This window comes from Facklamia miroungae (genome assembly GCF_012396555.1).
Taxonomy (GTDB): Bacteria; Bacillota; Bacilli; order Lactobacillales; family Aerococcaceae; genus Facklamia; species Facklamia miroungae.
Genome location: NZ_JAAXPS010000004.1, coordinates 26527 through 40784, shown reverse-complemented (window position 1 = coordinate 40784; position 14258 = coordinate 26527). Strand labels below are relative to the sequence as shown.

The 14258-nt window shown below is 36.3% G+C and carries 13 protein-coding genes; 12 read left to right on the top strand and 1 reads right to left on the bottom strand.

The window, feature by feature from the left end:
- Both treC and HF969_RS05220 read left to right on the top strand, forming a co-directional pair.
- The gene (treC, locus tag HF969_RS05225) at positions 1-1686 is read left to right on the top strand and encodes an alpha,alpha-phosphotrehalase (RefSeq protein ID WP_090289875.1); all 1686 of its coding nucleotides are present in this window, start codon (positions 1-3) and stop codon (positions 1684-1686) included.
- A 134-nt stretch (positions 1687-1820) separates the two neighbouring features.
- Positions 1821-3047 (top strand): hypothetical protein, encoded by a 1227-nt coding sequence (locus tag HF969_RS05220; RefSeq protein ID WP_090289876.1) that lies wholly within the window; start codon positions 1821-1823, stop codon positions 3045-3047.
- 47 nt (positions 3048-3094) lie between these two features.
- Here the strand turns inward: HF969_RS05220 and treR are convergent, their stop codons facing one another.
- Entirely contained in the window at positions 3095-3811 is a 717-nt protein-coding gene (treR, locus tag HF969_RS05215; protein WP_090289877.1) for a trehalose operon repressor, read from the bottom strand.
- A gap of 200 nt (positions 3812-4011) precedes the next feature.
- Between treR and mnmE the strand changes: the two genes are divergently transcribed.
- The 10 genes from mnmE to guaB all read left to right on the top strand — a co-directional run bounded on the left by mnmE (position 4012) and on the right by guaB (position 14155).
- Positions 4012-5388: a tRNA uridine-5-carboxymethylaminomethyl(34) synthesis GTPase MnmE gene (mnmE, locus tag HF969_RS05210; RefSeq protein WP_090289878.1), complete on the top strand. Its 1377-nt coding sequence runs from the start codon at positions 4012-4014 to the stop codon at positions 5386-5388.
- Positions 5389-5398: 10 nt separating this feature from the next.
- Positions 5399-5890, top strand: a complete 492-nt coding sequence (locus tag HF969_RS05205; protein ID WP_090289879.1) for an NUDIX hydrolase — start codon at positions 5399-5401, stop codon at positions 5888-5890.
- Positions 5890-7794: a tRNA uridine-5-carboxymethylaminomethyl(34) synthesis enzyme MnmG gene (mnmG, locus tag HF969_RS05200; protein WP_090289880.1), complete on the top strand. Its 1905-nt coding sequence runs from the start codon at positions 5890-5892 to the stop codon at positions 7792-7794. The genes HF969_RS05205 and mnmG overlap by 1 nt, the downstream gene beginning before the upstream one ends.
- 238 nt (positions 7795-8032) lie before the next feature.
- The gene (gene rsmG / locus HF969_RS05195; protein ID WP_090289881.1) at positions 8033-8758 is read left to right on the top strand and encodes a 16S rRNA (guanine(527)-N(7))-methyltransferase RsmG; all 726 of its coding nucleotides are present in this window, start codon (positions 8033-8035) and stop codon (positions 8756-8758) included.
- A gap of 12 nt (positions 8759-8770) precedes the next feature.
- The gene (locus HF969_RS05190) at positions 8771-9535 is read left to right on the top strand and encodes a ParA family protein (protein ID WP_090289882.1); all 765 of its coding nucleotides are present in this window, start codon (positions 8771-8773) and stop codon (positions 9533-9535) included.
- Positions 9525-10403 carry a ParB/RepB/Spo0J family partition protein gene (locus HF969_RS05185; protein WP_090289883.1) on the top strand — a complete coding sequence of 293 codons (879 nt, stop codon included), beginning with the start codon at positions 9525-9527 and terminating at the stop codon, positions 10401-10403. The genes HF969_RS05190 and HF969_RS05185 overlap by 11 nt, the downstream gene beginning before the upstream one ends.
- Before the next feature lie 37 nt (positions 10404-10440).
- The gene (locus HF969_RS05180) at positions 10441-10635 is read left to right on the top strand and encodes a DUF951 domain-containing protein (RefSeq protein WP_090289920.1); all 195 of its coding nucleotides are present in this window, start codon (positions 10441-10443) and stop codon (positions 10633-10635) included.
- Positions 10636-10650: 15 nt separating this feature from the next.
- Complete coding sequence (gene ychF, locus HF969_RS05175) at positions 10651-11751, top strand: redox-regulated ATPase YchF (protein ID WP_090289884.1); 1101 nt, start codon at positions 10651-10653, stop codon at positions 11749-11751.
- Positions 11752-11762: 11 nt separating this feature from the next.
- Positions 11763-12527, top strand: a complete 765-nt coding sequence (locus tag HF969_RS05170) for a DUF1129 domain-containing protein (protein ID WP_090289885.1) — start codon at positions 11763-11765, stop codon at positions 12525-12527.
- Positions 12528-12679: 152 nt separating this feature from the next.
- Positions 12680-14155 (top strand): IMP dehydrogenase, encoded by a 1476-nt coding sequence (gene guaB / locus HF969_RS05165; protein ID WP_090289886.1) that lies wholly within the window; start codon positions 12680-12682, stop codon positions 14153-14155.
- The last annotated feature ends 103 nt before the right edge of the window (positions 14156-14258 follow it).

Below are 14258 nucleotides of genomic sequence, written 5' to 3'. Positions count from 1 at the left end.
ATGGATTTAAGCCAAAAAGTTATTTACCAAATTTACCCACGCTCTTTTCAAGACTCGAACGGGGACGGTATTGGTGATTTAAGAGGAATCATCCAACGCTTAGATTATTTACAAAAGCTAGGGATTGATATGATTTGGTTAAGTCCATTTTATCCATCTCCCCAAAACGATAATGGCTATGATGTGAGTAATTATACTGCGATTGATCCACAATTCGGAACGATGTCAGATTTTGAAGAATTAGTCATTCAAGCAAAAAAGCACGAAATTGAGATCATGTTGGATATGGTTTTTAATCATACTTCAACTGAACATGAATGGTTTCAAAAAGCTCTTGCTGGAGACAAAGAATATCAAGACTTTTATTATATAAGACCTTTGAAGGAAGATGGTTCATTGCCGACTAATTGGCAATCTAAATTTGGGGGTCCAGCTTGGGAGAAATTTGGAGAAACAGATTTATATTATCTCCATCTATATGATAAAACGCAAGCCGATTTAAATTGGCACAATCCTAAAGTTAGAAAGTCTTTACAAGAGGTTGTTAAATTTTGGATGAATAAAGGAGTTAAAGGCTTTCGCTTTGATGTTTTAAATGTAATTGGAAAAGCGCCTATCTTGGTTGATAGTCAACAGGTCGATATCAATCAAGAAAAAGCACTCTATACAGATACTCCAATTGTAGGTCAATGGATTGAAGAGTTAAATCAGACTACTTTCGGTCAAGATGCTTCTTTTGTGACGGTAGGAGAAATGTCCTCAACTACAATTGATGCGGGTATATCTTATACCAATCCGACCGAAAATAAATTGTCAATGATCTTTTCATTCCATCATTTGAAAGTTGATTATGAAAAAGGAGAGAAATGGTCGAATTCAGCTTTTGATTTTATTCAATTTAAAAAAATAATTGATGACTGGCAAGTAGGAATGTTTCAAGGTCATGGATGGAACGCACTGTTTTTAAACAATCATGATCAACCACGAGCCAACTCTCGCTTTGGAGATACTGATAACTATCCTTTTGAAACAGCGACAATGCTGGCTCAGATGATTCATTTTCTTCGTGGCACTCCATATATTTATCAAGGAGAAGAAATTGGAATGACTAATCCAAACTTTTCAAATATTGAACAATATCAAGATGTTGAAACAAAAAACTATTATCGTATTTTGAAAGATAAAGGTCTTGGTGAAGAAGAAATAATGTCTATTATTCAAGCTAAATCCCGTGATAATAGTCGAACGCCTATGCAATGGAGTGATCAAATAGGAGCTGGTTTTACAAAAGGAGAGCCTTGGTTAGCGATTGCTAATAACTTTCAAAATATCAATGCTAAAAAAGAATTAAATCAAGAAGGTATATTCCATTATTACCAACAACTTATTCGTTTGCGTAAGGAAAATCCAATCATTCAAAAAGGAAGTTATCGAGGATTATATTTAGACGATCCTCATTTTATGGTTTATGTCAGGAAACTTGAAAGTGAAAACCAGCCAAATCAAGAATTATTAGTCATTTGTCACTTTGGTGAACAAGAGCGCCTTTTTACAATGCCAAAAGCCTATCAAAATAGAAAAGCAAAATCATTATTGGGCAATGGACCTTTACACAAAAGGTATAATGGAACGACTTCATTAGAATTTGGACCTTATGAAACAGTTGCTTATTTATTCAAGGAATAAATTCATTAGACTGAAACGAAGTACCTAGTTTCAGTCTTTTTTACTGTCTACTAATTTAAAATAGAATACTAAATATTTATTAGAAGGTTGGAAGAATTATGATATAATATAGCTTGTTTTAGGAGGTGTCAGATTTGAGTGTTTCAAGCAAAAAAATATTCTGTCTCTTGATCATCATTTTTACTTTGTCAGCTTGTAAACAAGAACCAATGATTAAATTGAGTAAAGAAAATCAAATCAAAATTGAAAAGAAACAAGCTCAGGAGGAACAAGATGAAGTTGACGAGGATACTAATAAAGAGCATTCTAAATCAGCAGATCAGATAACATTCGATTCCAAATCGTGGGTGAAAGAAGCAGAGGATGTAACCTATAATTTGCAAGACTTTTTGCCATACAAGGCCAACCAGGTGAAAACATACTCAAATGGTATAATATCTTATGTAGATTATATAGATCAAACGACACAACAAATGCAAGTGCGTAAAATCAATAATAATGAAAATGATATTATCGAGCTCTACCGATGGAATACGGAAAATATACAACAATATGGTCAAATTCCAGTTGGTAAGGCTCATACTAATTATTTATTAACACCCTTAAAAACTAATCAATTAGAAGAAAGTCACACACTTTTGCAATCTCCTATCAAAGAAGGAACAAAATGGACTTCAGATAATCGTATGCAATCAGAAATTGTAGGTTTGTATCGGGAATTAAGTTTAGAAGGTCACGACTATCAGAAAGTCGTTGAAGTGATCATTCAAATGGAAGAAGGAGAAAAACACCAGTTAATAGCGGCTGATAAGGGTATCATTGCTGAATGGCAAAAAGGGACTGATGAGCAATCCCTTGCAAAATCAATTACGGACAATGTAATGTTAGTGACTAAAGAAGAGGTATATATGCCACGTTCATCAACTGAGACGCCCTTTATTCAAAAAGAAAATGTTGATTTTGCTTGGCAGACCAATGATACGTTAGTTTCAGCTTTTCAACGTTTTTTTTATGATAATGCATGGATAAGTCCAGCAATTCAAGTCATTGATATTTATGAAAATAACGGAATTGCCCATCTTAACTTCTCAAGTGGGGTCGTGGCTACAATGAATCAACACCCAGCGGGCGAAAAAGCAGTTGCCATAGCTATGATGGTCAATCTAGCAAATTATTATTCTGTCAATCAAGTCAGATTAGAAGTATTCACTAATGGGATGTTACTCAATTCGATTCCTTATCCACCAAATGGTGTTCATGAAATAGATCCAGCTTGGTTAGGTCAGGACACCTCTAATGATAATGTAACAACAGTTAACGATAAACCAATACCAGATCGTGAAAAATTAATCATCGAATAAACAACAAAAAGCCTCCCTTTATTTTTTAAGTGGAGGCTTTTAATAGATTAAATCGAATGTCGGCGATAAGCTATTTCTTTAAATTGAAAGCGATCAATCAAATGTCTCGAAAGGGTCATTTGAAAAAAGTTAGTATCTTTTAAAAAAACATGACTTTTAACTGTAATGACATAGTCTTTTGTACTAATATCCATATAATCTTGACAAAAGGAATTGGCTTTTTCAGCAAAAAATTCTTTTACAGCATACGCAATATCAAGCTTTAGTTCTTGTTCAAAATAGCGATAAAGCGATTGTTCTGCCTCTTTAACAGGAATGGATTGAACGTACTTACAACGAATATAATCTTCATCTACAATTAAAACTTGTTGGTTGACTGATCGGGTTCGGACTAAATGAATAAACTTTTCGTCCTCTGCAAGATCATAAAGTCCGATTAGATTATCAGGAACTGAGATGGTTTCAAACAATATAACCTGAGTGATATGTTTACTCGATTGGTTTTTAGTTAGTTCTTGATAAGAAGTCAATCCAGAAACAGGAAGAGAAAATTGCTCATAATCTAAAACGACAGCTCCTTTTCCCTTTTGTTTATGTAAATAGCCGTCTTTTATCAGATTGGTTTGAGCTTTACGAATCGTTTCTCTAGAAACTTTATAGTGCTTAGCCAGATCCGTTTCACTAGGTAAGAAACTTTGAATAGGGTAGACTCCTTGTTTGATTTTGTTTTTTAAATCTAAGTAAATCATTTCAAATTTGTGCATATTATCACGACTCCTAAGTTCATTGTAGCGATTTTTTATAGAATTTTGAAGCAGTAATCGTAGAATCTTGCAAGAAGTTAGGTGATTTGATACAATAGCAACGATAAATGGATAGGCAGTCAAAGTGCTTTCGAACGACCTAAATACTTAGGGATCTTTCGTGGAGCACTTTTTTTAATGAATAAAAGGAGGGCATGGGCATGTATATTATGGATACGATTGTGGCGATTTCTACTGCTATTGGTGAGGGAGCCATTGGTATTGTGCGTATGAGTGGTCCGGATGCTTTGTCAATTATAGAAAGAATTTTTAAAGGGAAAGACCTTAGTCAAGTAGTAAGTCATACGATACATTACGGTCATATTGTTGATCAAGATGAAAAAATTTTGGACGAAGTGATGGTGACTATTTTAAAGGGGCCTAAAACCTATACACGTGAAGATATTGTCGAAATTAATTGCCATGGTGGAATTGTTGCTATGCAAAGAATCCTTGAAACTTGCTTATTAGCGGGTGCTCGCATAGCAGAGCCTGGGGAGTTTACTAAGCGCGCTTTTTTAAATGGCCGAATTGATTTGTCACAAGCTGAAGCTTTAATGGATCTGATTCAAGCAAAAACAGGAAAAGCAATGGATGCTTCTTTGAATCAATTAAAAGGCACCCTGTCAAATCAAATTAGAAGTTTACGCCACGAAATGTTAGAAAGTTTAGCTCAAATAGAAGTTACGATTGACTATCCTGAATATGATGATGTTGAAGAAATGTCAAATCAAACTTTAATTGAAACTTCGCAACGAGTCAAACAAAAAATAAATGAAATTTTACAAAAAGCGCAAAATGGACGTCTTTTTCGAGAAGGTATTCGAACAGCGATTATAGGTAAGCCGAATGTGGGTAAGTCGAGTTTGTTGAATTACTTGACAGGATCTGACAAGGCAATTGTAACGGATATTGCAGGGACCACTCGTGATACGATCGAAGAATACATTAATGTCAAAGGAGTCCCCTTACACTTAATTGATACGGCTGGGATCCGGCAAACTCAAGAATTAGTTGAACAAATTGGTGTTGCTAAAAGTCGTAAAATTATGGAAGAGTCTGATTTAGTCATTTTAATTTTAAACCAATCTGAACAGTTAAGTGATATTGACAAGGAACTTCTATCTTTGACAAATGATAAGAAAAGAATCATTTTATTGAACAAAACTGATTTGCCGAGTCAAATTGACTTTTCTGATGTGTCAAATGAAATGGAAGCGTCTGAAATTATCCCTATTTCGATTATAAAAGACCAAGGTTTAGATTTATTGGAAAAAAGAATTGAAGATCTGTTTTATAGTGGTAATTTAGAGTCAACTGATATTAATTACTTATTAAACTCGCGTCATACGACTTTATTAAAGCAATCCCTTCAAGCACTTGATGAGGTTATACTCGGCTGTCAATCGGAAATACCCATTGATTTAGTTCAAATCGATTTCACAAGGGCCTGGGATCTCTTAGGTGAAATTACTGGCGATAGTGTTCAAGATGAATTATTAGATAAGTTATTCAGTCAATTCTGTTTAGGAAAGTAGGAAGGCAATTATGCAACAATTATCCACAATTTGTTATCTCGATAATGGTAAACAATTATTACTACTTCATCGCAATAAGCGAAAAGATGATATTCATGAAGGTAAATGGGTAAGCGTAGGGGGTAAATTTGAGCCGGGCGAAAGTCCAAAAGAATGTGCCATCCGTGAAATATATGAAGAAACGGGTCTCAAGGCTAAATCATTAATTCCCTTAGGTTTTATTACTTTTCCGGATTTTACCAAAGATCAAAGAGACTGGTATTCATTTGTCTATCGAGTAACTGATTTTGAAGGAGAAGTATTAAAGGATTGTGATGAAGGGACCTTAGAATGGGTTGACTATGACAAAGTGCTAGACAAACCTACTTGGGAGGGAGACTACCTTTTTTTGCAGTGGATTTTAGATGATCGTCCTTTTTTCTGGGCAAGTTTTTCTTATGATGAAAAAGGGACACTGATCGACCAAAAAGTAGAATTTATGGAAAATAGAGGTGAAAAATAATGCAAACTTATGAAGCGGGCCAATATGATGTGATTGTTGTTGGAGCAGGTCATGCAGGTTCAGAAGCTGCTTTGGCTTCCGCACGCTTAGGTGCGAATACGCTGTTAATGACGATGAATTTAGAAATGGTTGCTTTTATGCCATGTAATCCGTCCATTGGAGGACCGGCAAAAGGGGTTGTAGTACGTGAGATTGATGCATTGGGTGGCGAGATGGGTCGAAATATTGACCGAACATACATTCAAATGCGCCTTTTAAATACTGGTAAAGGACCAGCTGTACAAGCTTTACGAGCTCAAGCGGATAAACATGATTATTCAAATAGTATGAAACAAGTACTCGAAGAAACGGAAAATCTGGATCTCAAACAAGGCCTTGTTGAAAAACTTTTAGTTGAGGATAACGAATGTCGTGGTATTATTACCAACTCAGGTGCGATTTACAAAGCAAAGTCGGTTGTTTTAACCGCAGGTACTTCTTCACGCGGAAAAATTATTATTGGTGATTTAGCCTATTCTTCAGGTCCCAATAACACTTTACCGTCGATCAAGTTATCTGAACATTTATTAGAATTAGGAATCGAATTAACTCGCTTTAAAACGGGAACGCCACCACGTGTTCATGAATCATCCGTAAACTATGATAAAACTGAAGAACAGCCTGGCGACTCTCAAGCTAATCATTTTTCATATTTGACAGAAGATAAAGACTATTTACAAGAACAAATTTCATGTTGGTTAACGCATACAAATAGTCAAACCCATGAAATAATTCGCAACAATCTTCATAAGGCTCCTATGTTTTCCGGGATAGTTGAGGGAGTGGGTGCTAGGTATTGTCCATCAATTGAAGACAAAATTGTTCGTTTTAGTGACAAACCACGTCATCAAGTCTTTATTGAGCCCGAAGGAAGAAATACTAAAGAAATGTATATTCAAGGACTATCGACCTCTTTACCTGAAGATGTTCAAATGGAAGTATTACATTCTGTAGAAGGTTTGGAAGATGCAAAATTGATGCGGGCAGGTTATGCGATTGAATATGATGTGGTTGTTCCCCACCAATTATCCCTTTCCTTGGAAGTTCGTAATTTACCTGGCCTTTTTACAGCAGGTCAAATGAACGGTACTAGTGGTTATGAGGAAGCAGCTGGACAAGGAATTATTGCCGGAATTAATGCATGTCACAAGGCTTTTGATAAAGAGCCTTTTATCATCACACGTTCAGAAGGATATATCGGTGTCATGATTGATGACCTTGTGACAAAAGGAACTACCGAACCCTACCGTCTGTTGACTTCTAGAGCAGAATATCGCCTTTTACTACGTCATGATAATGCAGATTTCCGTTTGACAGAAAAAGGCCATCAGATTGGCTTGGTAGATGATGTTCGTTATCGTCAATTTAAAGAAAAAGAAGTTGCAGTCGAAGAAGAATTGCAACGTTTAGCTTCAATTCGTATTAAACCAAGTACACAAGGATTAACAGAATATTTTACAAAAGTGGGATCAACCCCACTTAAAGATGGTATTCTAGCAAGTGAACTATTAAAAAGACCAGAAATTAAGTATTTTGATCTCATTAATGCGTTACCTATATTGAAAAAAGATGTGAGTCGTCAAGTGGGTGAACAAGTTGAAATTCAAATAAAATATGCTGGTTATATTAATAAAGCCAATCACAAGGTTGATCGCGTAAAAGCAATGGAAGAAAAGTTTATCCCCGAAAATATCGATTATGATGCAGTAGACAGCTTAGCTACTGAAGCTCGGGAACGTTTAAAACTCATTCGACCTTCTAATATTGGACAGGCTAGTCGCATATCAGGTGTTAATCCGGCGGATATTGCAATTCTATCCGTTTATATTCAACAGGGTAAAATTGCAAAAATTAAAACAAATTAGTTCTTTTCCAAATATATTATTTATCCAACAATAAGGTCTAATAATACCTCTTCCTAATTAGTTAGCTAATTAAGAGGAGGTTTTTTAAAAGAAAGAATGGACATATATAAGGCTCTTAGATTTTTGCAAAAATCTACTTGAAAATATTCATTGATACAGGTTGCTATTGGTCTATTATTTTAGTAAAGTTAAGATGCTGTGAAACAATGTTTCACAATCAAGCGATAAGAGGGATTATATGAATGAAGATCAATTTATAAAAGCTTTACAAGAGCAAGGGATATCGGTTAATCTTACCCAGCACCATCAATATTCTACTTATTATCAGAAGTTAATTGAATGGAATCAACGGGTTAATTTAACTGCTATTACAAATAAGGAAGAAGTCTATCTTAAGCATTTTTATGATTCTTTACTGTCTCTATGGCATTTTCCAATAGCTAATAAATCGTTAAAAGTGTGTGATGTGGGAGCTGGAGCTGGCTTTCCTAGTTTACCCATTAAAATCATCTATCCAGAAATAAAATTAACGATCATTGACTCGTTGAATAAGCGTATCCAATTTTTGACTGAACTAACTGCAGAATTAGGCCTAGATCAAATTAAATTACTCCATGGTAGGGCCGAAGATTTTGGTCAAGATAGCCATTATCGAGGGCAATTTGATTTGGTTACGGCCAGAGCAGTTGCTCCCTTGAATGTCTTGGCTGAGTATTGCTTACCCTTTTTAAAAAAAGGAGGGCAATTTATCGTTTTAAAAGGTAGTCATAGTCAGACACAAGTTGAATTACAAGAGGCAGCAAAAGCGATTCAAGTTTTGGGAGCCAAACTGGCGCAAGTCAAACAAACGCACTTACCTGAAGATGAGGGAGAAAGAACCCTTTTGTTGATTGAAAAGACACTGGATACACCAAACAAATATCCACGCAAAGCAGGCAAGCCGAGTAAACAGCCAATTAAGTAAAGGAGGAAGCATATGGGAAAGATGATTGCCATCGGAAACCAAAAAGGCGGTGTCGGGAAAACGACCACAACTGTTAATTTGGGAGCGGCGTTAGCCTTTATGGGAAAGAAAGTACTCGTGATTGATTCAGATTCTCAAGGAAATGCTACTTCTGGTTTAGGAATTGAAAGAGGAGATGTTGTCAATAGTCTCTATGAGGTGCTTGTTGATCAAGTCCCCATAAAAGAAAGTATCATTCCAACATCGAGAGAGAATTTAGATATTGTACCATCCACCATTTCTTTGGCAGCTGCTGAAATTGAATTGGTAAACTTTGAAGACCGAGAATTTCGTTTGAAAGAAGCGGTAGAGGCTGTCAGTCAAGATTATGATTATATTTTGGTCGATTGTCCTCCTTCTTTAGGCCAATTATCTATTAATGCCTTTACGGCATCAGATACGATCTTAATTCCAGTTCAAGCAGAATATTATGCTCTGGAAGGCCTTAGTCAATTGCTAAATACGATCAGATTGGTTCAAAAATCATTAAATCCTCAATTTAGAATTGAAGGAGTTTTAATTACCATGCTCGATGCGCGAACTAATCTAGGCTATGAAGTGGTCGATGAAGTACGCAAATATTTCCAAGAAAAAGTATATAACACCGTCATTTCGAGAAATATCCGTTTGTCTGAGGCTCCATCATATGGCTTATCAGTCATTGATTATGATCCTAAATCAAGAGGAGCTATTATGTATAAAGAATTGGCAGAGGAAGTGATCAATAATGACCAATAAACCTAGAAAAGGTGGATTAGGTCGGGGTATGGAAGCGCTCTTCAGTTCTGCATATGAAGAAGTACCCAATGATCATGAGATGGTCACTGAGATTAAATTAGAAGATATTCGCCCCAATCCATACCAACCTCGAAAACATTTCGATATTAACGCTTTAAATGAATTGGCAGAATCCATCCGTCAAACGGGTGTTTTTCAACCAATCATTATTAGAAAATCTTCAATAAAAGGCTATGAAATTATTGCGGGTGAACGTAGGGTTCGTGCTTCTAAATTGGCCGGCAAAACGACTATCCCAGCAATTGTCAGAGAACTTGACGAAGAGGCAATGATTGAAATAGCTGTTATTGAGAACTTGCAAAGGGAAGATTTAAGCCCTTTAGAAGAAGCCGAAGCATATGATATGTTAATGGACCGTCTAAAATTAACTCAAGCGGAAGTGGCTGAGCGTATAGGAAAGAGTCGTCCGTATATTGCCAACTATATCCGCTTACTTCAACTACCCGATCCGATCAAACAACTGGTAAATGAAGAAAAGTTGTCGATGGGGCAAGCGCGTACGATTTTAGGCTTAAAAGATAAAAGTCAGATGGAAATATTAGCTAAGAAGGTAGTTAAAGAACAATTAACGGTGCGTCAGTTGGAAGAGTTAGTTCAAAAATATAATCAAACACAGCCTAACAAAGCTAAGAAAATGAAAAAAGAACAAAAATCACCTCTTTGGCTGGCTATTGAAAATCAAATGGAAGAAAAGTTTGGCACCCCAGCTAAAATAGTCTCTAAGGGAGATAAAGGAAAAATTGAAATCGAATTTGTCAATGATTCGGATTTGACAAGGATTTTAGACTTATTGAATATCCATGTTTAAATCTTAACTCACTAGGAGGGCAAAAATGGATTCAAAAATTTATGATAAATTTGATATAGTAGAAATGAAAAAACCACACGCTTGTCAAACCAATCGTTGGCAAATTGTACGTATGGGTATGGATATTCGTATTCGTTGTGAAAATTGTCAGCATATTGTTACAATGACTCGCCGTGATTTTGAAAAGAAAATGAAAAAAATTATAGAAAAACATCAAGAAGTAAACCTTTAGAAAGAGAGTGAAATTATGGCATTAACAGCAGGAATTGTAGGACTACCTAACGTAGGGAAATCAACTTTATTTAATGCAATTACTAAAGCGGGAGTTGAAGCTGCAAACTATCCTTTTGCTACAATTGATCCCAATGTAGGAGTGGTAGAAGTCCCAGATGAGCGTTTGACAGAGATCACCCGGCTTGTCAAACCTAAAAAGACAATTCCAACGACAATTGAGTTCACGGATATTGCAGGCATTGTGAAAGGCGCTAGTAAAGGAGAAGGGTTAGGTAATAAATTTTTAGCCAACATCCGTCAAGTCGATGCCATTTGTCACGTGGTCCGTTGTTTTGAAGATTCAAATATTACCCACGTTTCTGGTAAAGTCGATCCCATTGAAGATATCGAAACAATTAATCTTGAATTAATTCTTGCGGACTTAGAAACGATCGATAAACGAATCGCCAAAGTAGAAAAGCTAGCCCGTACAAAAGATAAGGATGCCGTGACAGAACATGAGGTTCTATTAAAGTTAAAGGACGCTTTGGAACATAACCAGCTAGCCAACAGTGTTGAATTCTACGATGAGCAACTTCCTTATGTAAATAATCTCTTCTTATTAACACGAAAAAAAATGCTCTATGTAGCTAATATTGGTGAAGAAGAAGTCAGTGATCCGGAAGCTAATCCGTTCTTGGCGCAAGTTCGCGCCTTAGCTGACCAACAAGGAGCAGAGGTAGTACCTGTTTCAGCCAGGTTGGAAGAAGAAATTGCAGAACTAGATGAGGAAGAAAAGTTAAGCTTTTTAGATGATTACGGCTTAAAAGTTTCTGGTTTAGATCGCTTAATTCAATCCGTATATAAACTACTCGGCTTAGGCACATACTTTACTGCTGGTGAGAAGGAAGTGAGAGCATGGACTTTCAAAGTAGGTATGAAAGCTCCTCAAGCAGCAGGAGTAATTCATTCCGACTTTGAACGAGGATTTATTCGAGCAGAGACCATGTCTTATGATGACTTAGTTAAGTATGGCTCAGAGCAAGCGGTTAAAGAAAAAGGTCTCTATCGCTCAGAAGGTAAAGAATATATCGTTAAAGATGGAGATATTATGCTCTTCCGCTTTAATGTATAGGAGGAAAAAGGATGAAAGATAAGCAAGAAGAAAAGATACTAACAAAGGTGCAAGAAGTTGAAAGAGAAGAGCATCAGGATTCTCTTCCATCAGAAGAAAGTTCTATATTAACTGGGGTACCACAAGAAAAAGTCGATCAGCTGACCAAACGAAATTTAAAATTTTTGTTAGATATTGATCGACAGCTACGTGCTAGTCATGTTTCACAATCAAATTGTCAAGCGGTATATTTGGAAATGGTAGATACTCTCCTAGAAGGACAAAAAGACGGGCATACTGCAAAACATATTTATGGCACACCAAGTGAAACCAGTCAAATTATTATTAATAAAGCTGTTAAAGAAGAGGAAAACTTAGAAAAATCCCCTGATTGGCAAATTGCAGTAGACGGTGGTTTAATGTTAGGGGCAATTTTTACATTAATAACAGGTATATTTGGTTTAACGGGTAGTTCAAGTGTCCAGGACAACTTTTACATGGGAATCATAACAGTTATCCTTAACTATGCCATTGGTGGTTATGCGATGATGAAAACAGCAAAGGTCTTACCGAATCTAGATGCGCCTAAAGGTCAGAAAGGTTATGGACGCTATTTTATGGTATCAACCGTTGCAATGATGGCATGGATTGGTTTAATCATGTTGAGTCAGGCCTTTATTCCACCAGTAATTAACCCAATTCTACCACCGATAGGGTATATTATCTTGGGAGTAATCACTCTAGCTTTACGCTATTATTTAAAAAATAAGTGGAAAATTGTTGGTGGTCTCTTCTAATGTAAATTATTCTCATTAAAAGGCGAACATTAAACACTTCTCATAATCTAACATATTCAAGAAACTTGTTTCACTCGAGCGAACATGTTAAATTAATTGGCAATTATCGTCGAAGGCTTAGATTAAAACGAAAAAATTATAGGAGGAAAATAATGTCATCTTGGGAAACAAAATTTGCACGCGAAGGTTATACATTTGATGATGTCTTGTTAGTTCCAGCACACAGCGAGGTATTGCCAAATGATGTTGACTTATCAGTTCAGTTAGCCCCTAATTTAAAATTAAATATCCCTATTTTGTCAGCTAGTATGGATACCGTTACGGATGGAAACATGGCAATTGCTATGGCTAGACAAGGAGGACTGGGTGTTGTCCATAAAAACATGTCAATCGAAGACCAAGCTCATGAAGTACGTAAAGTAAAACGTTCGGAAAATGGAGTGATCTTGGATCCTTTCTATTTAACACCTGATAATTTATTGCAAGAAGCTGAAGATTTAATGAGCCATTACCGCATCTCAGGTGTTCCGATTGTAAAAAGTCAAGAAGATCTAACACTTGTTGGAATAATCACTAATCGTGATATGCGTTTTATTGAGAATTATCAAGATAAAATTAGCAAACATATGACTCATAAGAGCCTCATTACAGCTCCTATTGGTACCTCTTTAGAAGAAGCTGAAAAAATTCTTTATAAAAACCGTATTGAAAAACTTCCCCTTGTTGATGAGCAAGGACGTTTATCAGGTTTAATTACAATTAAAGATATTGAAAAAGTAATCCAATACCCTCAAGCCGCTAAAGATCAACACGGTCGCTTACTAGTTGCTGCCGCAATTGGAATTACCAGTGATACCTTCGAAAGAGCAGAAGCATTAATTCACGAACAAGTCGATGCTATCGTAATCGATACGGCACATGGACACTCTGAGGGAGTTATTCGAAAAGTTAAAGAAATCAGAGAGGCTTACCCTGACGTTACAATTATTGCAGGGAATGTAGCTACTGCAGAAGCAACGCGTGCTCTATTTGAAATTGGTGTCGACATCGTTAAAGTCGGTATCGGACCCGGTTCAATTTGTACAACGCGAGTGGTGGCAGGAGTGGGTGTACCACAATTAACAGCTATTTATGAATGCGCATCAGCTGCCAAAGAATTTGGTAAAACGATCATTGCTGATGGCGGAATCAAGTATTCTGGTGATATTGTTAAAGCTATAGCTGCTGGAGGAAACGCAGTTATGCTAGGTTCAATGTTAGCAGGTACCGACGAATCACCAGGAGAAATGGAAATTTACCAAGGACGTAAGTATAAATCCTATCGCGGAATGGGATCATTAGCAGCTATGCGTTCAGGTTCAAGTGATCGTTACTTCCAATCAAAATCAGAAGCAAATAAGATGGTCCCAGAAGGAATAGAAGGTAGAGTTCCTTATAAGGGAACGGTTGAAGATGTTATCTTCCAAATGGTAGGTGGTTTACGCTCAGGTATGGGTTATACAGGTTCGGCTAATATCCAAGCACTTCGCGAGGAAGCTCAATTTATCAGAATGTCTGGAGCAGGATTAATTGAGTCTCACCCACATGATATTAATATTACAAAAGAAGCACCTAACTACTCAAGATAAGTCAGTTAAGAGCCAAATCCTAATTATAAAAGGTTTTGGCTCTTTTTTTGTTAACTAATACTATTTTTTAGCTAAAAGAGATAAGTCACAAATTTCAAAAATA